Origin of the sequence: Klenkia terrae, assembly GCF_037083865.1 — a bacterium.
GTDB classification, from domain to species: domain Bacteria; phylum Actinomycetota; class Actinomycetes; order Mycobacteriales; family Geodermatophilaceae; genus Klenkia; species Klenkia terrae.
Genome location: NZ_JBAPLV010000032.1, coordinates 1 through 26,287, shown reverse-complemented (window position 1 = coordinate 26,287; position 26,287 = coordinate 1). Strand labels below are relative to the sequence as shown.

Annotated in this window: 22 protein-coding genes and 1 pseudogene; 9 read left to right on the top strand and 14 right to left on the bottom strand. The window is 71.7% G+C overall.

Annotated elements, in window-relative coordinates:
* Window positions 1-119 precede the first annotated feature (119 nt).
* The gene (locus UXQ13_RS20890; RefSeq protein ID WP_225232077.1) at window positions 120-539 is read right to left on the bottom strand and encodes an RDD family protein; all 420 of its coding nucleotides are present in this window, start codon (window positions 537-539) and stop codon (window positions 120-122) included.
* 177 nt (window positions 540-716) lie between these two features.
* Between UXQ13_RS20890 and glnA the strand changes: the two genes are divergently transcribed.
* Window positions 717-2,153 carry a type I glutamate--ammonia ligase gene (gene glnA / locus UXQ13_RS20885; RefSeq protein WP_225232078.1) on the top strand — a complete coding sequence of 479 codons (1,437 nt, stop codon included), beginning with the start codon at window positions 717-719 and terminating at the stop codon, window positions 2,151-2,153.
* A 34-nt stretch (window positions 2,154-2,187) separates the two neighbouring features.
* On the opposite strand, the gene UXQ13_RS20880 is transcribed toward glnA, so the two are convergent.
* Both UXQ13_RS20880 and mobF read right to left on the bottom strand, forming a co-directional pair.
* Window positions 2,188-3,312, bottom strand: a complete 1,125-nt coding sequence (locus UXQ13_RS20880) for a site-specific integrase (RefSeq protein ID WP_336392907.1) — start codon at window positions 3,310-3,312, stop codon at window positions 2,188-2,190.
* A 200-nt stretch (window positions 3,313-3,512) separates the two neighbouring features.
* Window positions 3,513-7,136: pseudogene (gene mobF, locus UXQ13_RS20875) on the bottom strand (MobF family relaxase).
* Window positions 7,137-7,560: 424 nt separating this feature from the next.
* Here mobF and UXQ13_RS20870 point away from each other — a divergent pair.
* Window positions 7,561-8,694, top strand: coding sequence for an NAD(P)/FAD-dependent oxidoreductase (locus UXQ13_RS20870; RefSeq protein WP_225232080.1), 1,134 nt, complete (start codon window positions 7,561-7,563; stop codon window positions 8,692-8,694).
* A gap of 162 nt (window positions 8,695-8,856) precedes the next feature.
* Here UXQ13_RS20870 and UXQ13_RS20865 read toward each other — a convergent pair whose 3' ends face one another.
* The 8 genes from UXQ13_RS20865 to UXQ13_RS20830 form a co-directional block, all read right to left on the bottom strand.
* Window positions 8,857-10,323 (bottom strand): multicopper oxidase family protein, encoded by a 1,467-nt coding sequence (locus tag UXQ13_RS20865; protein ID WP_225232081.1) that lies wholly within the window; start codon window positions 10,321-10,323, stop codon window positions 8,857-8,859.
* The gene (locus tag UXQ13_RS20860; RefSeq protein WP_225232082.1) at window positions 10,323-10,586 is read right to left on the bottom strand and encodes an SHOCT domain-containing protein; all 264 of its coding nucleotides are present in this window, start codon (window positions 10,584-10,586) and stop codon (window positions 10,323-10,325) included. The genes UXQ13_RS20865 and UXQ13_RS20860 overlap by 1 nt, the downstream gene beginning before the upstream one ends.
* A gap of 138 nt (window positions 10,587-10,724) precedes the next feature.
* Complete coding sequence (locus tag UXQ13_RS20855) at window positions 10,725-11,504, bottom strand: sulfite exporter TauE/SafE family protein (RefSeq protein ID WP_225232083.1); 780 nt, start codon at window positions 11,502-11,504, stop codon at window positions 10,725-10,727.
* Window positions 11,505-11,550: 46 nt separating this feature from the next.
* Window positions 11,551-12,138 carry a rhodanese-like domain-containing protein gene (locus UXQ13_RS20850; RefSeq protein ID WP_225232084.1) on the bottom strand — a complete coding sequence of 196 codons (588 nt, stop codon included), beginning with the start codon at window positions 12,136-12,138 and terminating at the stop codon, window positions 11,551-11,553.
* Between the two features lie 47 nt (window positions 12,139-12,185).
* A complete protein-coding gene (locus UXQ13_RS20845; protein WP_225232085.1) occupies window positions 12,186-13,571 on the bottom strand; it encodes an MBL fold metallo-hydrolase in 1,386 nt (461 codons plus the stop codon).
* A 57-nt stretch (window positions 13,572-13,628) separates the two neighbouring features.
* Complete coding sequence (locus UXQ13_RS20840; RefSeq protein ID WP_225232086.1) at window positions 13,629-13,946, bottom strand: rhodanese-like domain-containing protein; 318 nt, start codon at window positions 13,944-13,946, stop codon at window positions 13,629-13,631.
* A gap of 428 nt (window positions 13,947-14,374) precedes the next feature.
* Window positions 14,375-15,439: a rhodanese-like domain-containing protein gene (locus UXQ13_RS20835; RefSeq protein WP_225232087.1), complete on the bottom strand. Its 1,065-nt coding sequence runs from the start codon at window positions 15,437-15,439 to the stop codon at window positions 14,375-14,377.
* A 24-nt stretch (window positions 15,440-15,463) separates the two neighbouring features.
* Window positions 15,464-15,730, bottom strand: a complete 267-nt coding sequence (locus UXQ13_RS20830; RefSeq protein WP_225232088.1) for a metal-sensitive transcriptional regulator — start codon at window positions 15,728-15,730, stop codon at window positions 15,464-15,466.
* Between the two features lie 212 nt (window positions 15,731-15,942).
* On the opposite strand from UXQ13_RS20830, the gene UXQ13_RS20825 reads away from it, so the two are divergent.
* From UXQ13_RS20825 to UXQ13_RS20810, 4 genes are all read left to right on the top strand, one after another.
* A complete protein-coding gene (locus UXQ13_RS20825) occupies window positions 15,943-17,187 on the top strand; it encodes an IS256 family transposase (protein WP_225232089.1) in 1,245 nt (414 codons plus the stop codon).
* Window positions 17,188-17,651: 464 nt separating this feature from the next.
* Window positions 17,652-17,861: a helix-turn-helix transcriptional regulator gene (locus UXQ13_RS20820; RefSeq protein ID WP_225232090.1), complete on the top strand. Its 210-nt coding sequence runs from the start codon at window positions 17,652-17,654 to the stop codon at window positions 17,859-17,861.
* A gap of 179 nt (window positions 17,862-18,040) precedes the next feature.
* Entirely contained in the window at window positions 18,041-18,700 is a 660-nt protein-coding gene (locus UXQ13_RS20815; protein ID WP_225232091.1) for a hypothetical protein, read from the top strand.
* A 55-nt stretch (window positions 18,701-18,755) separates the two neighbouring features.
* The gene (locus UXQ13_RS20810) at window positions 18,756-19,382 is read left to right on the top strand and encodes a LuxR family transcriptional regulator (protein ID WP_225232092.1); all 627 of its coding nucleotides are present in this window, start codon (window positions 18,756-18,758) and stop codon (window positions 19,380-19,382) included.
* 170 nt (window positions 19,383-19,552) lie between these two features.
* Here UXQ13_RS20810 and UXQ13_RS20805 read toward each other — a convergent pair whose 3' ends face one another.
* Together UXQ13_RS20805 and UXQ13_RS20800 are read right to left on the bottom strand one after the other, a co-directional pair.
* A complete protein-coding gene (locus UXQ13_RS20805; RefSeq protein WP_225232093.1) occupies window positions 19,553-20,143 on the bottom strand; it encodes a nucleotidyltransferase domain-containing protein in 591 nt (196 codons plus the stop codon).
* Window positions 20,140-20,499: a helix-turn-helix transcriptional regulator gene (locus tag UXQ13_RS20800; RefSeq protein WP_225232094.1), complete on the bottom strand. Its 360-nt coding sequence runs from the start codon at window positions 20,497-20,499 to the stop codon at window positions 20,140-20,142. Before UXQ13_RS20800 ends, UXQ13_RS20805 begins: the two co-directional genes overlap by 4 nt.
* Before the next feature lie 430 nt (window positions 20,500-20,929).
* Between UXQ13_RS20800 and UXQ13_RS20795 the strand changes: the two genes are divergently transcribed.
* The gene (locus UXQ13_RS20795; RefSeq protein WP_318249956.1) at window positions 20,930-22,480 is read left to right on the top strand and encodes a methyl-accepting chemotaxis protein; all 1,551 of its coding nucleotides are present in this window, start codon (window positions 20,930-20,932) and stop codon (window positions 22,478-22,480) included.
* 42 nt (window positions 22,481-22,522) lie between these two features.
* Here UXQ13_RS20795 and UXQ13_RS20790 read toward each other — a convergent pair whose 3' ends face one another.
* The gene (locus UXQ13_RS20790; protein ID WP_225232095.1) at window positions 22,523-24,700 is read right to left on the bottom strand and encodes a glutamine synthetase III family protein; all 2,178 of its coding nucleotides are present in this window, start codon (window positions 24,698-24,700) and stop codon (window positions 22,523-22,525) included.
* Window positions 24,701-24,946: 246 nt separating this feature from the next.
* Here UXQ13_RS20790 and UXQ13_RS20785 point away from each other — a divergent pair, with 246 nt between their 5' ends.
* Both UXQ13_RS20785 and UXQ13_RS20780 read left to right on the top strand, forming a co-directional pair.
* Window positions 24,947-25,123, top strand: a complete 177-nt coding sequence (locus UXQ13_RS20785; protein ID WP_225232096.1) for a hypothetical protein — start codon at window positions 24,947-24,949, stop codon at window positions 25,121-25,123.
* A gap of 49 nt (window positions 25,124-25,172) precedes the next feature.
* Window positions 25,173-26,204 carry an iron-containing redox enzyme family protein gene (locus UXQ13_RS20780; RefSeq protein WP_225232097.1) on the top strand — a complete coding sequence of 344 codons (1,032 nt, stop codon included), beginning with the start codon at window positions 25,173-25,175 and terminating at the stop codon, window positions 26,202-26,204.
* The last annotated feature ends 83 nt before the right edge of the window (window positions 26,205-26,287 follow it).

The window sequence follows — 26,287 nt, the reverse complement described above, 5'->3', positions numbered from 1 at the left end:
CTGCGCACATCGCGATCCTCCGGATCGCACCGCGGCCAGGTGCCGTCCCCCGGGTGGGCTGAGCGCGTCCGTCGATCCTCGGGGACCCTCCGGGCCCCCTCGTCACGACCGAGCAGTGGTCAGACGGAGCGGATGACGGCGGTCTGGGTCAGGCGGTCGTGGAGGCCGCGACCGTCGCCGTCCACCACGAGGGCGGGCACGAGCAGCATCAGCAGCGCGGTCCGGACGACGGCCCGCCACAGCGCGACCCGCTCACCCTGCCGGGGGTGGGCCAGTTGCAGCTTGAGCAGCGCCTGCCCCGGCGTGCGGCCCACGAGCACCAGCGACACGACGGTGATCAGGCCGAAGGACAGCAGACTCCAGTTCTCCGGGATGCCCTGCACCACCGCGGCGGCGACCACGGCGGCCAGCAGCGCGTCGACGACGAACGCCACCGCGCGGGCACCGAAGCCGGCGACGGAACCCGGACCGGTCGCGGGCAGGCCCAGCGCGGCTCCCCGGACGCGGCCCTGAGAGGGTGGTGTCTCGTCCCTGACCATGCCGCCAGCGTAGGACGACCGACGGCGGTGACCCGGTGACGGCGTCCGCGGCCCGCTCCCCGGGATCACCGCGACACGCCGGAGCCGGTGTTACCGCGAGGAAACATGCGGGACACCCGAGGGCAACTCCTCGCTCGTAGCTTCCGAGTCGGCCGTCCGCCCACCCCCGGAGGATCGATGTTCAACTCTCCCGACGAGGTCACGAAGTACATCCAGGACAACGACGTCAAGTTCGTCGACGTCCGGTTCTGCGACCTCCCCGGCGTCATGCAGCACTTCACCATCCCGGCGGAGACCTTCGGGGAGGACACCTTCACCGACGGACTCGGGTTCGACGGTTCGTCGATCCGCGGGTTCCAGGCCATCAACGAGTCGGACATGCTGCTGCTGCCCGACGCGAACAGCGCCTTCGTGGACCCGTTCCGGACCTACAAGACGCTGAACGTCAACTTCTTCATCCACGACCCGATCACCCGGGAGTCCTACTCCCGCGACCCGCGGAACGTGGCGAAGAAGGCCGAGGCCTACCTGGCCAGCTCCGGCATCGCCGACACGGCGTACTTCGGCCCCGAGGCCGAGTTCTACGTCTTCGACTCGGTGCGCCACAACACCTCGATCAACGAGGGCTACTACCACATCGACGCCGTCGAGGGTTCCTGGAACTCGGGCTCGGCGACCGGCGAGAACGGCGTGGGCCCGAACCTGGGCTACAAGACCCGCCAGAAGGGCGGGTACTTCCCCGTCGAGCCGACCGACCACCAGAGCGACCTGCGCTCGGCCATGATGATGAACCTGGCCAACGCGGGCCTCGAGCTCGAGCGCGGCCACCACGAGGTGGGCACCGGCGGGCAGGCCGAGATCAACTACAAGTTCGACACCCTGCTGCGCTCGGCCGACAGCCTGATGCTGTTCAAGTACATCATCAAGAACACCGCCTGGGCGCACGGCAAGACGGCGACGTTCATGCCCAAGCCGCTGTTCGGCGACAACGGCTCGGGCATGCACTGCCACCAGTCGCTGTGGAAGGACGGCATCCCGCTTTTCGCCGCGGAGACCGGCTACGCGGGCCTGTCGGACATGGCTCGCCACTACATCGGCGGCCTGCTCAAGCACGCCCCGTCGCTGCTGGCCTTCACCAACCCGACGGTCAACAGCTACCACCGCCTGGTGCCCGGCTTCGAGGCCCCGATCAACCTGGTCTACTCCGCGCGCAACCGCTCGGCGTGCACCCGGATCCCGATCTCGGGCGACAACCCGAAGGCCAAGCGCATCGAGTTCCGCGTGCCCGACCCGTCGGCCAACCCCTACCTCGCCTTCTCGGCGATGCTGATGGCCGGCCTGGACGGCGTGAAGAACAAGATCGAGCCCCCGGCCCCGGTCGACAAGGACCTCTACGAGCTGCCGCCCGAGGAGGCCCTGGGCATCGAGAAGGTGCCCGCGTCCCTGGACGCCGTCCTCGACCGGCTCGAGGTGGACCACGACTACCTGCTCGACGGTGGCGTGTTCACCCCGGACCTCATCGAGACCTGGATCGAGTACAAGCGGGAGAACGAGATCACCCCGATCCGCCTCCGCCCGCACCCGCACGAGTTCGCCATGTACTACGACATCTGACGAAACCGGCCCTCTGACCTGCACTTCCTAGCGGTCAGGGTTCGCCAGTCCGCAGACAGTCCGCACGAGCCGCCAGCACTGCACCCACGGCGGCTCGTGCGGACTCGTCGCTGTCGGGCCATAGATGGCCGTAGGTGTCCAAGGTCGTCTTCGCTGACCCGTGCCGGAGCCGATGTTGGACGACCTTCACGTCGAGGCCGCTACCGATGAGCAGTGAGGCCAGGTAGTGCCGGAGGTCGTGGAAGCGGAACCCTTCCGGCAACTCTTCGACTTTCGATCGCGCCGCCCGCACCGCCCGTTCGATGGCCCACGTTGAGGACTGCCGCCCAGCGCCGTCCGTGACGACGTAGTCGCCGCCCGACCTGGCCACCGCAGCGGAAAGCTCAAGCGCCAGCTCGGACGGGATCGGCAGCGGGGTCCGGCTGGTTTCGGACTTCAACGGCTCGCCGTCCCGCTGCTGCACTGGCCTGACGACGCCGCGCATGAAGTCAACGTCCACCACCCGGAGGCCCACGGCCTCGGCTGTCCGCAGACCGACGAAGGCGCCGAGCAGGATCGCCGGTCGCAGGTGCTCGGCGACGGCATCATGCAGCGCCCACACCTGCTCGGTGGTGGCGACGTAGGGGCGGGGCTTGCCGGCGCCCGGAGTCGTACGTCGGGAACAAGGGTTGCGCGCCAGGATGCCGTCATGGACGGCGTCGCTCATCAGCTGCGACAGCCGGTTGTGGAGCGCGTAGACGTAGCTGTCAGCAAGGCCGTCAGCCTTGAGCCTGGCCGTCCAGGACTTCACATCCGACGGGCGCACCGCGGCCAAGGGACGGTTGCCGAAGGTGGTCGTGATCCGCGCGATGTGCACCCGCGCTTGTCGGACGGTTCTGGGACGTCTGCTGGCGTAGCCGGACAGCCATGTCTCGCACCACTCCCCGACCGTCGTCTTGACCGCGGTGGGGTGCACGTACGTGCCCCGGACCATGTCCGCCGTCTGCTCGTCGAGCCACCGCTGCGCGTCTCGCTTCAGCACGAAGGCCTTGGTGACCTCACGTCCAGCGGCATCGCGGAGGTGCGACAGGTAGCGCAACCCCCTGCCGTCGCGCGCAGTGGGAACGAGCTTCCCGGTCGCGCGGTCCCGCCGCCGCCACCGGTCAATGACTACGGCCATCGGGGGCCCTCCTTGTCCTCCTCGGCTCGGCCGTCGCGGCGACAGAGCGAGCACTCCAGAAACAGGCACACGTTCGCCTGCAGGTCCGACACAACACTCGACGTCAAGGTCACTTGCGCTTGTCCAGGTCGCGCTGGGCATTGACCCAGGCAGGGACGTCGCCGCGGCGCGCGACGTTCCCGGCGGGACGGAGTGGGGGGTCATCGGCCGCGGGAGGGACCGATGCTGGGACGGGGCTCGGACAGCGACGGGGGCTCGGGCCGCGGCCGAGCCACGCCCGGGGGGGGGGAGCTGGACGGCCGCGGGGTGGATGTGCGGCGCTGACGCCGGTGGTCTTCGCGCTCTGCGCACCAGGTGTCGCGTTCGACGGCGAGCCGTTCAGCGGGCTGGGCGAGGAGAGCCGGCTCGGAGGTCAGATGTGAGATGCGCGCGCGTACGTCGGTGAGCTGCTGGCGAGTGGCGGCGATTTCGCGGTCGAGGTCGGTGAGCCGGCCGGCCGGGTCGGAGGTCCAGGCCACGGGCCCCAACGAGTCGAGCCGCTCATCGCGTCGGCGGGTGGCCTCGGCCAGTGCGCGCCAGGCCTGCTCGTGCGCGTTCCGGGCGGCGTCGGCGGCCGCGCAAAGCTGCGCGTGTTCGGGGTGGGCGTGTTCGGCGATCAGGCGTGCGGAGGTGCTGAACGTCTCCCACAGGGCGGGCCGGTCGTCGAACCAGCCGGCAACCGGGGCGAGCTCACCGGGTTCGGTGGGCAGGGACGGCACGTGTGGCCGCCACCGGTCGGCCCAGTCGGTGAGCTGCTCGCCGGCCCGGGCCACTGCGCCCCGGCGGAGGCCGAGCCGGCCCGGGCCATCGCACATGACTCTCGCGGCCGCGCGCGCGGCGTCACGTTCACCGTCCCAGCGCGCGAGCAGGGTGTCGCGAAGCTCTTCGGTGTGGGCGGCGACCGAGGCACCGCTGTCCCCGGCCCGCTGTCCGGCCTCATCCGCTGCGAGCGCCGTCTGATCACGGGCGGCTGCGAGTTGCGCGAGTTCGCCGGCGTGCGGGGCGTCGAGCGCGACGACCTGCCACAACGTGTCGCGCTGCGGCTCCCAGTAGGCAAGTCGCTGAAGGCAGCGCTGCTCGGCCGTCCACGCCGTGCGCAGCTGGGCCAGCACATCCTCCAGCGGGCGCGATGGGGCGTAGCGGGCGGCCTCGGCGGCGGCGAGCCCGGCGGCGTGCGCGGGGCCGAGATCGGCCCGGTCGCGGCCGAACACGGCCACCCACTGTTCCCGGGCCTCCTCGATGTCGGCGGCTACGAGGTGGGCGATGTTGGTTTCCCGGCCGCGGGTCATGCCCACGTAGGCCGACGCCGCCCCGGTGTGCTCGCCGACCACCACGTGCGCGGCGGCGACCGTCTCACCCTGCACCCCGTGCGCCGTGCCCGCGTAGGCCAGCTCCACGTGCGCGGTGACGTAGTCGGCGGGCAGCACACGCGACTCTCGTGGGTCAGGGGTGACACCGCCGGGAACGTCCCCGGTTGCAGGACCGGCCGGGGTAACAACGAGTTCGCCGTGTCGGCCGACGGCGGTGACGGTCCAGGTGTCGCGGTTGGCCACGTCAAGGTCGGGGTCGTTGCGGCGGGTGGCGATCCGGTCGCCGCCGCCGATCCGCTGGCCGGCCCCGGTGATGGCCACCCGGGTGTCGTCGACCCGTCGGTGGGCGACCAGACGGTCCCGGATGACGGCGCTGACCTCTGCGGCCTGTTCGCGGGTGTCGACCACCGCGGCCACACCCGGGCTTTGGGCGGCGACTCCGGCCAGCGCCTCCCGCAGCTCGTGGGCGTTGGGGTGGAGTCGGATCTGGCCGCGGGCGGCCAGGGCGTCGAACACCGCGCCGGGATCGGCGCCGGCGCGCATGGCCAGGGTCAGGTCCGCGTACTCGCGGTCGGGCAGCCGGTGGCCGTCGGGCAGGGTGAGGGTGAAGCGGTGCACCGTCTCCAGGGTCAGGCAGCCGGCCGGGCCGGCGGCTGTCGCGGCGAGGTCGAGCAGGCCGCCGCGGCCGACCGCGGGCAGCTGGTGGCGGTCGCCGAGCAGCGCGATCCGGGCGCCGGCCTCGTCAGCGACGGTGAGCAGGGCGCGGGCGGTGTCCTGGTCGAGCATGCCGGCCTCGTCGACGACCAGCAGATCCCCCGTGGCCAGCCGCGCGGACTCGGTCGGCCCGCTGTACACGGTGCCGGTGGTCGGGTCGGGCTGGCCGATCTCGAGCCGGGTCCAGGCGCCGTCGTCATTCCAGCGCCAGCCGTGCCGGAAGGCCAGCCAGGCCGCAGACCCGGCCGCGGCGCCGACCTCGCCGGCCGCGACGCGGGCCGCCTTCAGCGTCGGGGTCACCACCGTCAGTCGCCGCCCCTGGCCCTCGAGAGCCTGCCGGGCGGCGGCGAGGGTGGTGGTCTTGCCGGCGCCGGCCGCGCCCTCGACCACGACCAGCGGCCGGTCCCCGGCCAGCGCGGTGACCGCCGCGGCCTGCCCCGCGTCCAGCCAGCCGGCCGGGTCTGCCGGCGGGCCCGCCGGTTACAGGCGCTGCGGCGGCACACCAGGCGGCCCGGTCCGGCGGGCGCCGAGCCGGGCGGTCAGCTCGGCCTCGGTGGCGAGCACCGGGCGGGAGGTCCAGGCCCGGATGTGCTCGGGCACCCCGTCCCGCGGCAGCAGCGGCACGCAGCAGGCGAAGGCGCGGGCGGTGAGGTCCTCGGCCAGCTCAATGCGCACCGCCCCCTCGGCCACGACACCTGCGGCGGCGATCAGCCGCTCCACCTCCCCGCGAACATCCGCGGCGTTCCACGCCGAGCGGCCCGCGGCCAGCCTCGCGAGCACCCGCTCCACCGCCGCCTGTCGGTCCAGGGCGCCGATCGGGGTCGGGTGCAGCGCGACGGGTCGGTCGCGAGGCCGGTAGCCCAGGGCGTCCAAGTCCGTCCGCCAGCGTTCGGTCAGCTTCGCCCCGGGCTGCGGGATCACCTTGTCCGGGCGCCCGTCTGCCCACGCCCGCGCGTCCCACGCACGGCGCAGCGCCGGGCCGGGGTGTTCGCCGGGGTGCGCAGCGGCCCATTCCCGTTCGTAGCGGTCCACATTCCGGGCGATCTGCGCGTGCCGCGCACTGAACGGGCCGACATACTCGGAGAGCTCCCGGATCTCTCCAGTGGTGTCCTTCGTGTATCCGTGCGCGGCGAAGGCGCCGTTCAATTCCGGATCACAGGCCATCGCGGCGTGCCCGAGCCCGTTGATCCCATTCAGCGAATCCCGGACACCGACGGTGTGCAGGCCCCGCCATTTCCCAGCCGCGAACACCCGGGCCAGGATCTGCAGATACAGATGCCAGTGCGGATCCTGCGCCCGGGAGGTGTAGTGCCGCACCGTCACCGCCTCCAGCACCTCCACCGGCACCTGCACCTGCCCGCCCCGCGGCCCGACCCGGGTGGTCGCGTGCTCCGCCAGCCAGGCGACGATCTGCCCGGCGGCGCGGTCCTGCGCGGCCTCGTACGCCGCGGCGATGTCCGGATGCAGCGCGGCCGCCAGCGACCAGGTCTTCGGACCGTTGACCACCACCTCGACGAACCGCACGGCGTGCTCGTCGGTGCGCAGCTGCCCGCGTGGCTCCCCGGTCGCCGGGTCGTGGCCGGCGACCCAGGTTTCGTAGCCGTCGCCGGTCAACGGCGCCAGCTCCCGCACGCCACCCGCACTGGCGGTGAAACGGCGGGCGAACCCGGTCCCCTCGGCCAGGTAGTAGTCATCGGCCCGGCCGCAGCCGGCCTCCAGGTACTGCCGGGCCGCGGCCGGCGGGCCGGCGTACACCTTCATTCCACCGTGCACTTCCAACGCCACCCAACAATGGCCAACACGTCACCCCTAGAAACGGCGATGGGCCCCGCGAAGCGGGGCCCGAACTACCTCTGAAGGTAGCATGCGTGCCGTTTCTTGGTGAAGGGATGACAATCTTCAGTGAAGGATTGAATGGTGTGGGTGGCTGCCGGTGCCATTGACTGCGAGAAGACCCTTGAGCGGAGTATCGAGCAGCGACGGCGGGATGTCTTGACGCTGGATCACCGTTCCGGCATGTGGCTGAAGCACCCGGCTGTCAGGGGCGGACGCCGGACGATCGGACGCGGCGCCCTCGGGGCTTCGAGCTGGAAGGTCGAGTGATGGACCCCGATGGGGCAGTGATCGGGTTCCGCTCCTGCTGTGCACCCGTTTGCGCCTCGCCACGAGGCGGTAGCGTCTGATCGTGGCTGCTCATGTAGTGATTCTCGGGGCCGGCTTCGGCGGGCTGGAGCTGTCGGCTCGGCTCGCCGAAGACCTCGCCGACGACGTTCGCGTCACGCTCATCGATCAGAGCGACTCGTTCATCTTCGGATTCGCCAAGCTCGACGTGATGTTCGGTAGGCGCAGTCCCGACGAGGTGTGCCTGTACTACCGGGACATCGCCAAGCCAAATGTGCAGTTCCGGCAGGAGACCGTACTGTCGATCGACCCGAAGGCCCGGCGTGTCCGGACCGATCGGGCGACGTACGACGCCGACATTCTCGTCGTCGCGCTCGGAGCGGACCTCGATCCGGGCGCCACCCCTGGACTCGTGGAAGGCGGCCACGAGTTCTACTCCACACAAGGAGCCGAACGCGTCGCGAACGTGCTGCCGTCCTTCCAGGCCGGCGTCGCCGTCATCGGGGTACTGGGCCCGGTCTTCAAGTGCCCGCCGGCACCAAATGAGGCCGCGCTGATGCTCCATGACTACCTCAGTGAGCGGGGCGTGCGCGACGCCGTCACCATCTACCTGGTCAACCCGCTCGGGTCGCCGATTCCGGTGTCAGAGGAAACCTCGGCGGCGATCGTGTCGATGCTCGCCGAGAGGGGCATCGAGCACTGGCCGTCGTCCCAGGTTGAGCGTCTCGACCCTGCAGCCAAGGTGGCCCACCTCGCCGACGGCCGCAGGCTGCCGTATGACCTCTTTCTGGCGGTCCCGGTACACCGCGCCCCCGCAGTGGTGCTCGACGCCGGCCTCACCGAGGACGGCTGGATCCCGGTGGACCCGGCCACCTTCGCCACCCGGTTCCCCGACGTCTATGCGGTCGGGGACGTCACCAGCGCTCCCGTCCCCCGAGCTGGGACCATCGCCGAAGGAGAGGCAGCGACACTCGCCGACGTACTGGTCGCCACGCTCAAGGGGAGGCCCCAACCGCCGCCGTACAACGGAGCGGCGGTCTGCTATATCGAGACCGGCGGCGGAACCGTCGCCAAGGTCGACGTCGACTTCCTGTCCGGAGCGGGGCCCACCGCAGTGTTCACCGCCCCGTCCGCCGAAGTCGCCGAGGAGAAACGGCGCTTCGGATCAGTCCGTGCGCAGCGATGGTTCGGCGGCTGACGACCACCTGCCCGGGCCGGCCGGGGCACACGATCGGTGCGGACACGCAGAAGGCGCCCGGACGCGCTCCCCCCTGAAGAGAAACGGGGCAGAACCGTCCGTCGAATCACCGGGAAGAGCAGCCTCTGTTCGTGGGCTCCGGTCGGAGAGCAGCGCCATGGTTCAGGTCGCGGTCAGGACGCCCATCATGCCGTCGTCCTCGTGGTCGAGGACGTGGCAGTGGTACACGGTGCGGCCGGGGTAGCGGTCGAAGGCGATGCGCACCGTCACCTGGCCGCCCGGGGGGACGTTGACGACGTCGCGCCACCTGACCTCGTCGAGGGGCTGGCCGCCCTCGGCGATGACCTGCATGGGCCAGACGTGCAGGTGCACCGGATGGTCCATGGAGGAGGCGTTGGTCAGCGTCCACTCCTCCACGGTGCCCACCTGCACGGCCTGGTCGACCCGTTCGGGGTCGAACACCTTGCCGTCGATGGTGAACTGCATGCCGCCGCCGCCCATGCCCATGCCCATGCCCATCGCGAAGATCAGTTCGCGCCGGCCGGCGACGGTCAGGCCGCGCAGGTCACGCGGTGCGGGCTGGGCGGGCACGGGAGGCAGTGCGGCCACCGCGGCGCCCGCGACGTCCAGGGTCGCCAGGGCGATCGCTCCGCCGCCGGACGATGTCGAGCCGCCGCCCATCATGCCGCCCATCATGCCGCCCATCCCGCCGCGGTCGTAGGGCAGCGACTCCAGGACGCTGGAACCCTCCGCCGCCGTGACGAGCAGGTCGGCCCGGTTGCCGGTGGCCAGCACGATCTCGTTGACGTCGCGTGGTTCGGGGTAGCGGCCGGAGTCGACGCCGAGCAGCTGCAGCTGCTGCCCGTCCAGGCGCAGCCGCACGTAGCGGGACGAGCAGGCGTTGACGATCCGCCAGCGTTCCCGTTCGCCCGGGCGGGCGGTGAGCACCGGTCGCGACTGGCCGTTGACCAGGACCAGCTGCCCTTCCCGCCCGGCCATCCGCGCCATCGCCGACGGCGCGGCGACCTGGCCGGACCCGTCCAGGGACAGATCGGAGATCACCAGCACCCGCTCGCGGGTCGCCGGCACCGGCTCGGGGTCGCCGACGACGATCGCGCCGTAGAGGCCACCGAAGACCTGGTCGGCGACCATGCCGTGGTGGTGCGGGTGGTACCAGTACACGCCGGGGGGATGGTCGGCGGGGAGCTGGTAGTCGTAGTCGAAGGACTCCCCCGGTTGCACGGCGATGAACACGTTGTCGCCGTTGTCCAGCGGGGAGACGTGCAGGCCGTGCACGTGAAGGTTGGTCGGGGCGTCGAGATCGTTGGTCAGCCGCACCTGCAGCCGGTCACCGGGCTGCAGGTAGAGCGTCGGCCCGGGCAGGCCGCCGTTGTAGCTCAACATGGTGGCCTCCCGCCCGGCGACCCTGGTCGGCCCCTGAGCCGCTCGCAGGGTCACCCGGAGACGGCCGCCGCGGCTGCGAAGCACGTCCGGCTGGGTCAGCGCGCGCCCGGGCGCGGGCTCGAATCCGGCGGCCGACTGCCACGTCAGGCCGGCGCCCCCGACGACGGCGCTGAGCAGGCCCAGTCCGCCCAGTTGCAGGGCGCGGCGGCGGCTGATCGGCTGCACTACTGGTTCTCCCCCAGTGCGGTCAGCCGCTCGCGGTACTCCTCGGTGGTCAGCTCGCCGCGGGCGTAGCGCTCGTCGAGCACGTCCCGGGCACGGCTCCGGCCCGGCCGCCCGCCTTCCGCGCGGGAAGTGTTCCCCTCCCGGCGGGTGCCGCCGCCGACCGCCGTCACCGCGACGACGATCACCAGCACGATCCCGACGAGCACCAGCAGCCAGAAGAGCCAGCCCCAGCCCATGCCCATGCCCATGCCGTTCCCCATCATGATGTCTCCTCGTCCTCATCGTCATGCTCGGCCACATGCGGGCAGCCGCCCGGTGCGGGGTGCCATCTCACGGTCCGCGTCGCAACCGCCGTGGTGCGGCCCACGTCCCCTGCTGCGTCGCGCCGACGGTTGATGGTCTCAACCGGCCGCGGACGGGTTGATCAGCGCCTGAACGACGACGAACGCGGCGACGGCGAACACCAGGTAGGCGAACCAGCGGCGCAGCCGTTCCGCCGGCAGCCGGGAGGCCACCCGCGCCGAGGCCAGCGAGCCGACCACCGCAGCCGCAGTGAAGGCCAGCGCGATCCGGTAGTCCAGCGCGGCGTCCCCGGTGTGGGCGGTGAACCCGGCCAGGGAGTTGATCACGATGATGACCAGCGAGGTGCCGACCGCGATCGTCATCGGCAGACCCAGGAGCAGCACCAGCGCGGGGATGATGAGGAATCCGCCGCCGACCCCGAACAAGCCGGTGAGGAACCCGACGACCACGCCGGAGCCGATGGCCTTGGGCAGGCAACCGCGCCAGTTGATGCCGCCGCCGGGAAGGGCGCAGTCGCCGCCGACCGTTGTCTGCTCCCGCAGCATCCGCACGCCGGCGGCGACCATCATCGCGGCGAAGCCGACCAGGACCACCCGCGGCTCCAGCAGCCGGTTGACCGCCGCGCCGGCGAAGGCAGCGCCGGCACCGGCAGCGCCGAACACGGCCGCCAGACGCCACCGCACCTGCCCCACGCGCAGCCGGGGAATCAGCGCCGTAGCCGAGGAGATTCCGACGACGACCAGCGAGGTCGGCACTGCAGCGGCCAGCGGCATCCCCACGCCGTACACCAGCGCCGGGACGGCGAGGATGGAACCCCCGCCGCCGAGCAGTCCCAGCAGCATCCCGATGATGAGGCCCAGACCCAGCGCCGCGGCCATCACCTCGTGTCCCGCAGTGTGGGCTCTCGTCCGCGCCGGCTGCCCATCAGGCCGCCTGCTGCGCGCCCGGCAGCCGGCCGAGGATCTCGCCGGCGGTCAGCTCGCGCGGCCCGCGGTTGTAGGGCAGCACCGAGAGCAGGCGCGCCATCGTGCACGTGTCAGTCAGGGCGGAGGCGGTGAGCCCGGCGCCCACGCCGCCGGCGAGCAGGGAGGCCTTCGGGGCGCGCCAGCCGAGGGCGACCCCGGCCACGACGAGGGAGCCGGCGAGGAGGCGGACCTGCCGCTCCATCGGCCAGCGGGCCCGCCCACGCACGACCTCACCGCCGGCCGCGGCGTAGGCGCCGATACCACCGTCCAGGACGTGGACGTGGTCGGCGCCGACTCCCGCCAGCCGCTGCCGGGCCTCCGCGGCGCGGGCCCCGGAGGCGCAGACCAGCACGACCTGGCGGTCCAGCCGGGCGGCCAACTGATCGGCGTGCTCCCCGAGCAGGGTGAGTGGCACGTTGTAGGAGCCGGCGACATGAGCGGTCTCGAACTCCGCCGGGCTGCGGACGTCGATCACCGTGACGGCGTCGGGGTCGCGGATCCAGTCGATGACCGTGTGGGCGTCGAGGCGGTCAGGGGCGGGCGTCATGGGTGTCCTTCAGGAAGTGCGGCGATGTCGGGGCGGACGGTGGTGGTTCAGGCAGTGGGAGATCCGGCCCCTTCGGTAGGGCACTCGTCTTCGAGGCCCGCCTCGGCCGCAGCGCCGTACGAGTCGTTGATGAGGACGACCTGGCGACCGGGGCGGTCCAGGACCGAGGCCGCGATGGACGCCCGGTAGCCCGAGCCGCAGTACACCCACACCTCGCCCTCGGGCACCTCGCCGATGCGGTCGTTGAGTTCGTGCAACGGGATGTGCTGGGAGTCGCGCACCCCGCCCTGGGCGCGTTCGTCGTCGCGGCGCGCATCGAGGACCTGCACCGGCCCCAGGCGGACGGCTTCGGCGAGACCGGGGAAGTCACTCACCTCGTAGGAGCGGAGCTGTGCCCCGTCGGCCAGCGTCTCGATGTTCCCGACTGCGGCACCAGCCAGCTCGTCGACGCCGATTCGAACCAGCTGCCGGCGCGCCTCGGCGACCTGCTCGTCGCTCTCGCCGATCAGGGTCAGCGGCGCACCCCACCGGTAGAGCCAGCCGAGGTAGGTGACGAAGTTGTCGCCCAGCTCGAAGTTCAGCGAGTCGGTCAGGTGTCCGGCCGCGAAGGCGGTGCGCTCCCGCAGGTCGACCACCCACTCACCGGCCTCGATCCGCCGGCGCAGCTCCGCCGGGTCGACGAGCTGGGGCAGGGACAGGTCCACCGGCGGCGGGCCCTGCCGATTAATCGGCCCCATGTGGGCGTAGTAGGCGGGAAAGGCGTCCAGCCCGGCCAGCAGCGTGTCGACGTAGTCCTGCTCGGCCGACGTCAGGGCGGGGTTGACCCGCCTCTGCTCGCCGACGGTGGACGCCGTTCCGCTGGTGGGCGTGGCCGAGCAGAAGCTGCCGAACCCGTGGGTGGGAAAGACTCCGGTTTCCGCGGGGAGTTCGCGGGCGAGCCGCTGCACCGAGTGGTATTGCGCGTGGGTCAGGCCCACGGTGTCCTCGGGGCTGACCAGGTCGGTTCGCCCGGTGGAGCCGTAGAGCATCGAACCGCCGGTGAACACCGCCTCGACGTCTCCGTCGGCGTTCTCCAGTGCGTAGCTCATGTGGTGGTGGGTGTGTCCGGGGGTGTGCAATGCCCGCAGCCGCATCCGACCGGCCTGGAACTCCTCGCCGTCGCCGGCCGGCAGGTGGTCGAACTCTGCGCCGCTGTCGGCGGGCACCACGTAGGCGGCACCGGTGCGCTGGGCCAGCTCCAGCCCGCCGGTGACGTAGTCGTTGTGGATGTGCGTCTCCAGGACGTGGGTCACTCGGACTCCGCGCTTGTCGACCAGGTCCAGGACCCGGTCAATGTCCCGCTGGGGGTCGACCACGACGGCGATTTCGCCGTCACTGGCCAGGTAGCTGCGGTCGCCGAGGCTGGATGTCTCGATCGTCTCGATCTGGATCATGGGTTGTCCTTCCGTAGGCATGTGCTGCGCGCTGGGTGATGGAGGTCGAGTGGTGGCTCAGGCGACGTGGCCGGGGGCCCCGTCGGGCGTGGCGACCGGCAGGCCGGCCTTCGCCCAGGCAGTCATGCCCCCGTCCATGACCTCGGCGGTCCACCCGGACCCACCGAGGAGCTCGGCGGCCTTGCCTGCGCGACCGCCGCTACGACAAACGGTGACGACGGTCCGGTCCCGGTCGAGCTCGCCGAGGCGGGCCGGAAGCTGGCTCAGGGGAATGTGCGTCGCGCCGTCGATACGCCCGGCGCTCCACTCGTCGTCCTCTCGGACGTCGAGCAGTTGCACCTGATCACGACGGCTGTTGACGGTCTTCGGATCCACGTTGACTCCTCTTTCAGTTGCGGGGGTCTTGCCAGGGGTGCCGCAGGGCCGGCCAGGGAGCGGAATGACCGCTCCGGTTCAACCTCATGAGCTAGCGCGTGCCGCCGTCCTCGTCGACCACCACTGCCGCAGACCGGCGCGGTGATCTCGAAGCTGGCGCATTTGAGGCCGGGTGCCCGCCAGCGCCTCGACGAAGTCGGAAGGCGCGGGCGATGATCATGGCGCCGGCGCGGTTCGGCGGTCCGGCGAGCGTCACCGGACCGGCCAGTCACCGGCGGGAGAACAGCCGCGCAAGCCAGCCCGGCGCGGAGCCGTCGTCGTAGTGACCGGGGCAGCGGTGGTTAGTTGGTACGCCACGCATGACCTGGTCCACGTGCTGACCGCAGCCGGCCCACGTGGTCTTGCCGCAGGTCCGGCACGCGACTGCTCTACACATGAGTGGCGTCTTCCTCCATGGTCCGGTCGTCTGGGCGTGGCGGTGCATGGAGCCCGACGGCGGCGGCGCCGGTCTCCCGGTCGTCGTAGGGCCCGTCCACGAGGATCGGGTGGTACCCGGCGCGGGCGAGGATGGAGGCGGCGATCGACGCGCGGTAGCCCGACCCGCTGTAGACCCAGACCTCAGGCTGGGGCACGCGGCCGAGGCGGACCCGCAGATGGTCGACAGGCACGTGCAGGGAGCCGCGCACACCGCCGGCGGCGCGCTCGTCGAGGCGGCGCACATCGAGGACGGTCGGCGTCCCGGCCGCCATGGCCTGCGCGAGTCCGGCGAAGTCGGTGACCGGATAGGAGGCCACGGGGCGTCCGCCGGTGAGCTCCTCGGGGCGGCCGATCGCGGCTCCGTTGATTCGGTGGATACCGACCCGCATCAGTCGGCGGCGCGCGTCGGCGATCTGCGCCCGGGTGTCGGCGATGAGGGTCAGCGGCGCACCCCAGTCGTAGAGCCGGCCCAGGTAGGTCGCGAAGTCGTCACTCAACTCGAAGTTGAGCGCGCCGGGCAGGTGGCCGGCGGCGAACGCGGTACGGGTGCGGATATCGACCACCCACTCGCGGACGAGAAGACGGCGGCCCAACTCGGCCAGATCGACGATGCGGGGTTTGGAGAGGTCGGCCGGGTCCGGCCCTTCGGAGCCGACATGCCCGGCCTCCTCTACCGAACGGGGCAGGGTATAAAGATCAGAAATGGGGGAGCCGACAGTCGGCCAGCCGTCGCTGACCCAGTCGTTCATGCCACCCGTCAGGTTGCTGACCATGAACCCGGCGACGGTCAACAACTCGGCGGCCCGCTGGCTGCGCCGCCCGCTCTGGCAGACGACCACGATCGACCTGCGAGGATCCAGCTCGTCGAGCCTGGCGGGCAGCTGACCGAGCGGGATGTTGGTGCTGCCGGGGATTTGGCCGCAGGCGACCTCCTCCGGCTCGCGGACGTCGAGAACGGCCACGTTGTCGCGGACGACGCTCAGATGGGCGGGGGTCACCTGTGGGACGAGGTTCATCGGGTCCTCTCGCAGGGTCGGCGGTCAGGCCAAGGACAGAAACAGCCGCTCGAGTTCGCGCAGATCGACCTCGCGCGCCTTGCCATCCTCGGAGGTGGAGCAGTAGCGCATCCCCGTGGAGACCACCGCGAAGCCGGCCCTGCTCAGCGCCTTGGATGCCGCGGCGAGCTGGGTGACCACGGCCGAGCAGTCCCGCCCGTCCTCGATCATGCGGACGATGCCGCCGATCTGGCCCTCAACGCGCTTCAGGCGCTTGATCACGTCGACGAGCTCGCTCTGGGGGATGTCCACGCAGACAACGGTACATACCCCCTGGGGTACCTGCAACCTGCCTCAGAGAGCCGATCTTGGTGAGCAGGACCCACCAGTGGGCCGACTCGGTTGACAGTGGCGTCCACCAGAGTGGTGTGCGACGGGCTCGTGACCAGCGAGCCTTGGACGTAGAGGCGGCCACCGCGTGATCTTCTTGAAGACCTACCACAGTGCTTCAGGAGACCAACGCGATGACCGCTCCGAGCAGTATCGACCCTGCCCACTTCCTGTCCGAGCAACTGGCCCAGGCCAGCCCTGATCTGCTGCGCCAGATGCTGACCACCTTCATCAACACGCTGATGTCGGCGGAGGCCGACGCGGTCTGCGGCGCCGAGTACGGGGCCCGCTCGACCGAGCGCACCAACGTGCGCAACGGCTACCGGGGCCGGGAGTTCGACACCCGCGCCGGCACCCTCGATCTCGCAATCCCGAAGCTGCGTGCCGGGTCGTACTTCCCGGACTGGCTGCTGGAGCGCCGCCGACGGGCGGAGCGGGCGCTGACCACCGTGGTGGCCACCTGCTACCTGCTCGGCGTGAGCACCCGGAGGATGGAGAAGCTGGTGGAGTCCCTGGGCATCACCCGGCTCTCGAAGTCGCAGGTCAGCGAGATGGCCAAGGATCTCGACGCCCAGGTGGCCGACTTCCGGCACCGCCCGCTGGACGCCGGCCCCTACACCTTCCTGGCCGCCGACGCCCTCGTGCTCAAGGTCCGTGAGGGCGGCCGGGTGGTCAACGTGCACGCCCTGGTCGCCACCGGGGTCAACGGCGACGGGCACCGGGAGATCCTGGGCCTGCAGGTCACCTCGTCCGAGGACGGCGCCGGCTGGCTGGCGTTCTTCCGGGACCTGACCGCCCGCGGCCTGACCGGCGTGCAGATGGTCACCTCCGACGCGCACGCCGGCCTGGTGACCGCGATCGGCGCCACCCTGCCCGGTGCCGGCTGGCAGAGGTGTCGGACTCACTACGCGGCGAACTTGATGGCGGCGACTCCAAAGGCGTCCTGGCCGTGGGTACGGGCGCTGCTGCACTCCGTCTACGACCAGCCTGACGCCGCCTCCGTGCACGCCCAGTTCGACCGGGTGCTCGACGCCCTGGCCGACAAGCTCCCGAAGGTGGCCGAGCACCTCGAGGCCGCCCGCGCCGACGTGCTGGCCTTCACCGCCTTCCCCAAGGAGGTCTGGCGGCAGATCTGGAGCAACAACCCCAGCGAGCGGCTCAACCGGGAGATCCGCCGGCGCACCGACGTGGTCGGCATCTTTCCCGACCGCGACGCCCTCATCCGCCTGGTCGGCGCCGTGCTCGCCGAACAGCACGACGAATGGACCGAAGGCCGCCGCTACCTCGGCCTCGACGTCCTTGCCCGCTGCCGCATCCGACCCGTTCCCGACACGAACACCGCCACCGAGGAGGTGACCATCCCCGCCCTCAGCGCATGACCAACGAGAAGATCACGCGTCAGCCGTCACACACCACGCCAGCGGACTTGACCAACCTCCAGTAGTTCTCCAGTCCCCGTCGGCACACGGGTTCTCCGACTGTCGCGGCGACCGGCGAGCGTGCTGCCCGAGCGCGGGCGTGGCAGTGACGGCGTCGCGGCGGACGACCGGGCATCGGCCGGAGACGACCTACAGACGGGCTCGGCAGACCCCGGATCGGGACGGGACGGGGGGCGGGCCCGACCGCAGGACCGAGCGCTGCCCACCAACTGTCCCGGGCGCCCGACCCCTCCGGCGTCGACAGATGCCGGCCCGTCGCTGGCAGATCAGGCGCCAACGGTGGCCGCTGCAGGAGAAGAACCGGAGACAGCTCGAGAAAGCTGGCTGTGAAGTGTCACCACCGGGCCCGAAATGGCGCCTTCTGTGGTGAAGGCACCGCCACCGACGACCCCCGGGAGCCAGCCATGCCCGACCCGACCGCCGACCACGAGCCGGAGCTGCTCACCATCACCGAGGCCGCGGAGGTGCTCCGCGCGCCTGTCGCGACCCTCCGGTACTGGCGACACCTCGGCACCGGCCCGAACAGCTTCCGACTCGGCCGGCGCGTCCTCTACCGCCGCGCCGACCTGCGGACCTGGATCGACGCACAAGCAGACCAGTCCCCGCGCCGATAGCCACCGCCGCCGGACAGCTGCGGGACGGGCCTGGGGCCGCTTTCGGACGCCGGGCACGCGGTGAGGTCGGTGCCACCACCGGCTGTGGACAGCGAAGGGGCATCCACAGAAGCCGACCGGGACAGGCCGGGCCAGCGCCGCAACGTCGACGCTGCCCACACGCACCCAGAGGAGGAGCGATGGGATGGATGGGCCCGGTCGTGGACGGCCAGGAGCATGAAGGCTGGGTGGTGCCGCTGTTCGCCGACGGCGCGCAGGGCGCCGGCACCAGCAGCGCCCGCGGCCGGCTGATAGCCCGCCCGCCCGACGACGGGCCCTGCAACGGCGACCGGGTGCGGCTGACCTACCGCGACGGCTCCACCGCCGAGGGACTCTGGCAGGACAGCACGCTCATCCGCGGCGACGGGATCGTGCACCCCCGCACCAGCGGCCAGGTCCGCCTCGAGGCGATCGAGCAGGCGGAGGAGTGGCGTCCGGACGCGGAGGTGGTCGGCTGGGTCGCCGGCTGCACCTGCGGCTGGCGCGGCACCCCCTGGACCCGCGTGACCGAATGGGAGCTGGCCGACCCGGCGGCGCGGCGGCTCGCCGTCACAGGCCCGTGGGCCGATTTGGAGGCCGCCGACGAGACCCTGGTGATGACCGAATGGCGCCGCCACATCGCCGGATGGCAAGCCCTCGAGGAGGTCGAGGCGACCGCCGCCCGGCAGGCAGCCGCCGCCCGCGCCCTGGATGAGGCGGTCCGCGCCGCGGTCGTGGCCGGTGCCTCGTGGGCCGACATCGGCCGGGTGACTGGCCTGACGGCCGGGTCGGCCACCGAGCGGTGGTCGGTCCGTGACTGAGCGGCCGACCGGCCACCCCGGACCGAGCGGCGGAACCCCGGTAGGGCAGCGCACCGTGCTCGTCGTCGACCTCGACGGCGAGCCGCTGGCGCCGCTGCGCGCCCTGGAGGAGATCCTGCTGTGCCTGGGCACGTGGGAGGACGACGACCGGCGGGATCCCGGCACCGACACGGAACCGCTGCGGTTGCCGGCGCCATTGGCCGACCGGGTCGCCCTCGGCGCCGTGCAGCGGCTGCTCACCGCCCTCGCACCCACGCAGTCCCGGGGACCAGGGTGCGGCCGGCTGCTCGCCCCGGACGGCCGCTACGAGCACGCGCCGATGACCGCGCTCACCCTGACCGCCGCCGACACCGACCTCCTCGCCGCGACCGCCGCCGCCCTCGGCCACCCCGGACTGGATCCCGACATCGGCGAGCTGGTCGACGCATACGCCGAGCAGCTCGCCGGCGGCTACCGCCGGGCTGACCGCACAGAGCTGGTCTCGCTCCTTGCACGCCTGGCCGGCCTGCTCGACCTCTCTCCCACCGACGACACCCACCTGATCACCGCCCGGCTGCGGGCCACCCCGCCCGGCACCGACTGCGTGCTCAACTACGCCGAGGAAGCCGCCCACGCCCGCACCGCCGACCGCATGAACCACATGTGGGCGCACGGCTCCGGCATCGACCGCTACCTCTACTGACCCGCAGGACCGCCCCCGAGCGGCGAGCCGCCAGCGAACCGCACCGTTCCGCGTGAACACTTGCAACAGACGGTTCGAGCTACCAGCAGTCGCAGGGGCCAATGGCGAAAGGCTACTCAGCGACCCCGGCCATGGTCGGGCGGTCGGCGGGCCGCCTTGGCGTCCGCAATTCAGTCCGCTGGGGTGACGCGCTCGGTCGCCGTTCGGCCGGCCGCTTGCGATTCCCCCGGAAACGTCGGCGGTCGCTGGTTGATATCGGCCAGCCGGTACAGCTCGGGCAGTGCGCGGATGTCCTTGTCCCGCGCGGCGATCTCCTTGGAGCGGATGACGTCTTCCAGCGCGGCGACCCGTACCTGGATCTGGCCGATGGAGCGCTGGATCGAGCGCACAACCAGCTCGTCGTATCCGCCCTCGAAGCCGGCTGGGCGGATGGTGAGGTCAAGTTCGCCGTGCCGAGTCTGCAGGTTGAGCATCCGATGCCCGATCAGGGCCTCCCCCGAGGTGCTGAAAGGCAGCCCGTCGGGGACGGCGTCGGTGCGGATGCGCGCGTCGAGCTCCCGCAGTGCAGCGGCGAGCCGATCCAGGTTCTCTTGGGTTGTCGCCGGGGTGACGTCGACATCGCGGGTGGGCCGTGTGGACCCATGCACCCGGGCGGCGTAGCCGCCGACGATCACGTACTCCACTCCGTGGCGGTCGAGCACCGCCAGAATCGGCTCGGCGTCGAACACCTCCGGTTCGGTGGGATCGTCGACGTCAGTCACCGCTGCGCGGCTCTGCCGGCGTCCACCAGGGCAACCATCGCCTCATGCCGGGCATCGGTGGCGGCGCGCCGCTCAGGCGTCATAGCGGCGTAGTTGGCATCCAGGACATCGTCGTGGTCGTCGTAGGGCTCCAGACGAATCCGCATGTCCAGATCCACGGCCGCGAGCAGTCTGCCCAACGTCGGCAGCGACGGTTGGCGGGTTCCTGCCTCGATCCGCTCCACCGTTGAGCGCGGCACACCTGCAAGCGCTGCCATCTGGGCCTGCGAGACACCGGTCTTGGCCCGGGCAAGCTTCAGCAGGTTGGCCGCGAGCCCTTGGGAGTCGCGCATACGGGTCGGCCCCATCGTTGCCATGCTCGGCAGTGTAGCCAGCTGGCAGGTGATCGGTGACTGCCCACAACTCGCACGGGTGATCGGCACGGTGCACAGCAGCGGGCTGGCGATCGGCGATCGACTACCGGCTCGCCGGTCGTCGAGGGCCCATGTGGACACCGGCGCCAGTCCGCACTCAGTCCGCACGAGTTCCAATCGAACCCGCAAAGGACCAAGCCCACCCAACGCCATAAGCGCAGGCCAGTGGCGTGTTTCATCGATGACCATCGACGGCAAAGCACACGGGGAGAGTTCGCGATGTACTACGACATCTGATCCACCGCACCTGATCGACCGCACCACCGACGCCCCCGACCTCGCCGAGGTCGGGGGCGTCGTGCGTCCGAGGTACGCCGCAACGGAACCCGATCTGCCGATAAGGGCTGCAGTACACCCCCGACGGAGGTCCCCGATGCTGCGCCGCCCCACCCCACCGCCCGCCGAGGCCACCGGCACCCCTCGGGACGTCGAGGCCCTCGAGCGGGTGATCGAGGTCCTGGACAGCGGGGTGGTCGACGACCGCGAGGCCTTCCGGCGCACCACCGAGACCCTGGTCCGCGAACTCGCCCTGTCCTACGGCGCCATCTGGGTCCCCGAGGGCGACCGTTTCGACCTGCTGGGCCAGTACGGCCCGCTCGTGCAGAAGATGGCCGGCGCGCCGGGATCCCGCGGGGAGGGATTGCCGCGGGGAGGGGCTGCCGCGGGGTTCGGCGGGGTCGCCGCCAGCACCGGGCGACCGGTCCTCGTCGGGCCGGACAGCGACCGGAACTCCTGCCTGCGCTGGGAGGCCGCCGCCCGCGGCGGGGCCACCCAGGGCTGCATCCTGCCCGTCCTGGAGGGCGGCACCGTCGTGGCCCTGCTGGAGTACTACGGCTCGGCCCCCCTCCCCTTCTTCGGCGGTCGCGCCGGCAAGTGGGAGGCCATCGGCCGGCTGGTCACCCACGCCCGCCGCGCGGCCCTGGCCAGCGCCGCCCTGCAGGAGACCGTCGACGACCGCGGCGCGGTGACCACCGTCGTCCGCGAGGTCGGCGCCGCGACCGACGAGCGGTCCGCCCTGCACGCGGCGCTGGAGACCGTCCGCACGTCCTTCGGCTGGGCCTACGGCTCCTACTGGGCCCTGGACCCGATGACCCGCACCCTCCGGTTCGACACCGAGTCCGGGTCGGCCGGCGACGAGTTCCGCGAGGTCACCCTCAGCGCCAGCTTCGCCGAGGGCGTCGGCCTGTCCGGCCGGGCGTGGAAGGCCCGGGACCTGGTGTTCGTCAGCGACCTGGCCGAGCTGACCGACTGCGTGCGCGCCCCCGCCGCCCAGCGGGCCGGCGTGCGGTCGGGCGTCTGCTTCCCGGTCATGGTGGACGGCGAGGTGATCGGCACGATGGACTTCTTCACCACCGTCACCATCGAGCTGTCGGACTCGCGCGCCTCCGCGCTGCGCAACGTCTCCCAGCTGGTCTCCCAGCGCCTGGACGGGCTGGCGCGGGCCGACCGCGACAGCACCAACGCCCGCGCCCTGTCCGAGACGATCCACCGGCTGCGCGACGCCGCCGACGACGCCGGGCGGGTCGCCGACTCCGCGGTGGCGCAGGCCCGGTCCATGGCCCAGGAGGTGGACGCCCTCGACGAGGCGTCCTCGGCGGTCGGCGAGGTCATCCGGATCATCAGCCGGATCGCCGACCAGACCAACCTGCTCGCGCTCAACGCCACCATCGAGGCCGCCCGCGCCGGCGAGCTGGGCCGGGGCTTCGCCGTGGTCGCCAACGAGGTCAAAGAGCTGGCCCGGGAGACCGCCGGGGCGACCCAGCGGGTCTCCGAGCACATCACCGGCATGCAGGAGACCACCCGGTCGGTCTCGGCCGGCATCCTGGCGACCGGTGAGGAGATCGCCCGGCTGGGCGACGTCCAGGCCCGGATGAACGACGTCCTGGAGGAGCAGGCCCGGATGGCCGCGGCCTTCGACAGCTGAGGCCTGCCCGGCGCCCCGTCGGGGGCGCCGGGAATGTGCTGGCTACAGCACGTAGAGCATCTCCTGGTAGGTCGGCAGCGGCCAGAGGTCGTCGGGGACGAGGTCCTCCACCTGGTCGGCGGCGGCCCGGACCGCCGCCATCGCCGGCAGCAGGGCGTCCCGGGCGTGCTCCGCCCCGGCGACCGCCGCATGCCCGGTGTCCACGGCCAGCGCGCCCCGCAGCGCGGTCAGCCCGGCCCGGAGGTCTGCCAGCGGGGTGCTGATCTCCGCCAGCACCTCGAGGTCCGGCTCGACGCCCACGGCCTTGAGCGCGGCCAGGTTGGTCGCCACCTCGGTCTGGTACCGCAGCGCCGCGGGCAGCACCATCGTCGTCCCCATCTCCAGGGTCAACCGGGCCTCGACCCCGATGCTCAGCGCGTACTGCTCGAGCCCGATCTCGTACCGGCTGTGCATCTCGCGGTGGCTGAAGACCCCGTACCGGCTGAAGAGCTCGACGGCGTCCTCGCTGATCAGCTCGGGCAGCGCGTCCAACGTCGTCCGCAGGTTCGGCAGGCCGCGCGCCGCGGCCTCCACCTGCCAGTCCTCGGAGTACCCGTCCCCGTTGAAGACGACGGCGCCGTGGTCACCGATCAGCTCCTCGAGCAGCTTCTGGACGGCGGTGTTGAACTCCGTCCCCGCACCGACCGAGGTCTCCAGCGTGGTGGCGATGTGGTCCAGCGCCTCGGCCATGATCGTGTTGAGCGTGACCATCGGACCGCCCACGGACTGGCCCGAGCCCGGGGCGCGGAACTCGAAGCGGTTGCCGGTGAACGCGAACGGGCTGGTGCGGTTCCGGTCGCCGGGGTCGGTGGGCAGCACCGGGAGGGTGTCGACGCCGATCAGCAGCGTGCCCTTCTCCTTGGACGACGTCGCCCCGCCCTTGGCCACCTGGTCGAACACGTCGGCCAGCTGGTCGCCCAGGAAGATCGAGATGATGGCCGGCGGGGCCTCGTTGGCGCCCAGCCGGTGGTCGTTGCTGGCCGAGGCCACCGAGGCCCGCAGCAGGCCGCCGAACTTGTGCACCGCCCGGATCACCGCGGCGCAGAACACCAGGAACTGGGCGTTCTCGTGCGGGGTGTCCCCCGGCAGCAGCAGGTTGCCCTCGGTGGCGTTGCCCAGGGAGAAGTTGACGTGCTTGCCCGACCCGTTGACGCCCTCGAAGGGCTTCTCGTGGAACAGGCACTCCATGCCGTGCTTCTGGGCGATCCGCTTGAACGTGGTCATCAGCAGCTGCTGGTGGTCGGCGGCGACGTTGGCCCGCTCGAACATCGGGGCGATCTCGAACTGGCCGGGGGCGACCTCGTTGTGCCGGGTCTTGGCCGGGATGCCGAGCTTGAACAGCTCCCGCTCGGTGTCCATCATGAAGCCCAGGACCCGCTCGGGGATCGCGCCGAAGTAGTGGTCGTCGAACTCCTGGCCCTTGGGCGGCTTGGCGCCGAACAGCGTCCGACCGGCGTTGAGCAGGTCCGGGCGGGCCAGGTGGAAGTGCCGGTCGACGAGGAAGTACTCCTGCTCGGCGCCGCAGTAGGACACGACCGCCGCCGGGTCCTCGTGCCCGAACAGCCGCAGCACCCGCTCGGCCTGGACGGCCATCGCCTGCTGGGAGCGCAGCAGCGGGGTCTTGTGGTCCAGCGCGTCGCCCTGCATGGAGACGAACACCGTGGGGATGCACAGCGTGTTCCCGTTGGGGTTCTCCAGCACGTACGCCGGGCTGGTGACGTCCCAGCCGGTGTAGCCGCGGGCCTCGAAGGTGTTCCGCAGGCCGCCGCTGGGGAAGCTGGAGGCGTCGGGCTCGCCCTGGGTCAGGGTCTTCCCGGCGAACTCGGCCAGCGCCGAGCCGTCCCCGGCGGGCTCCAGGAAGCTGTCGTGCTTCTCCGCGGTCAGCCCGGTGAGGGGGTAGAAGACGTGCGCGTAGTGCGTCGCGCCCTTCTCCATCGCCCAGTCCTTCATCGCCGAGGCCACCGCATCGGCGACCAGCGGGTCCAGCGGCGCGGCGTCGTCGATGGTGGCCATCACCGACCGGAAGACCGACTTGGGCAGCCGCTTCTGCATGACCGAGCGGGAGAAGACGTTGGCCCCGAACACCTCACCCGGCGCCTCCCCCAGGTCGAAGCTGACCGCCGGCGGCACGTAGGCCTCGACGTCCTTGATGGCCTGCAGTCGGACGGCGTTGCCGCTCATGGGCTCTCCCGGCTCGGGGTGCCGGGCCCAGCGGGCCCGGTCGCCCGCACGCTAGGCAGCCGGCGCACCGGGCGTGTTTCCCGGCCGTGAACAGCGACCGCCTGGATGGACGACGACACCGGGCGCCGTCCACCGCTCGGGCGCGACCTGCCCGCTGGCCGCCTGCGGCTCGGCACTCTTCGCCGACGAATCGACAAGTCCCCTGCCGATAACTTTGAGTACATGCCCGCCTACCAGGAGCGACTCATGACCAGCACGCCGACACGCCGTCCGCGCCCCGAACTCGACCTCGTCGCGGAGTCCGACTGCGCCTGCGGTCCGCGGTGCACCCTCACCGCCGCCTGCCTGGAGACCGCCCTGGCCGACGACCGCTTCGGCATCTGGGTCCGGGAGTCCCGGCCGGCCCTCCGTCTGGCTTCCTGACCGGCGTAAGGGCGGTTCGGATCCCCCCTGGGGTGGGCATAGGGAGTCGGTGCCTCTCCCGAAGCCCCGCGGACCGCTGTCCGGCGCACTCTTCGCCGACCTGACGTCCGGGACGACCCTCGCCCCGGCCACCCTCGCCCTGGCCGACCAGGCCGCCCGCACCCCGGTGCCCCTGGCCGACGACGACCTGCAGATCAGCCTGCACACCTGCTACGAGCTGCACTACCGGGGATTCCCCGAGGTCGACGAGCGCTGGGAGTGGGACCCGGACCTGCTGCGCCTGCGCGCGGTCCTGGAGGACCGCTTCGAGGCCGCGATGCACGAAGCCGCCGACCCCTGGGTGGACGACGTCGCCCCGGCCGGTGAGTCCGTCGACCGCCAGCTGGCCGCCATGGTCGCCGCCGACGCCGGCCCCTCGCTGTCCTCCTTCATGGCCAAGCAGGCCGACGAGGCGCAGTGGGCGGAGTTCCTGACCCTGCGCTCGGTCTACCACCTCAAGGAGGCCGACCCGCACACCTGGGCGATCCCCCGGGTGACCGGCCGGGCCAAGGCCGCGCTGGTGGAGATCCAGGCCGACGAGTACGGCGGCGGCTCCGCCGTCCGGATGCACTCGGCGCTGTTCGCCCGGCTGATGCGGACCTTCGACCTGGACGACGCGCACGGCGCGTTCGTCGACGTGTGCCCCGCCGAGCAGCTGGCCACGCTGAACGCGATGAGCTTCTTCGGGCTGCACCGCCGGCACCGCGGCGCCACCCTCGGCCACCTGGCGCTGCTGGAGATGACCTCCACCGAGCCCAGCCGCCGCTACGCCGCCGGGCTGCGCCGGCTGGCCAAGGGCGAGGACGCGACGCTGTTCTACGACGAGCACGTCGAGGCCGACGCCGTGCACGAGCAGGTGGCCTCGGTGGACATGTGCGGCTCGCTGGTCCGGGACGAGCCGCAGGTGCACCGGGACGTGCTCTTCGGTGCCGCGGTCGCGCTCGAGCTGGAGACCCGCGCCGGCACCCGGGTGCTGCAGGAGTGGACCGCCGGCCGGTCCGCGCTGCGCACGGTCGAGGACGAGCGGGCCCGGGTCGCCTGACCCCGACCGCACGAGGGCCCCGCACCCCGGCGGGTTCTAACGGTCGCTGCAACACCCGAGCACTTCGGGAGTTGCAGCGACCG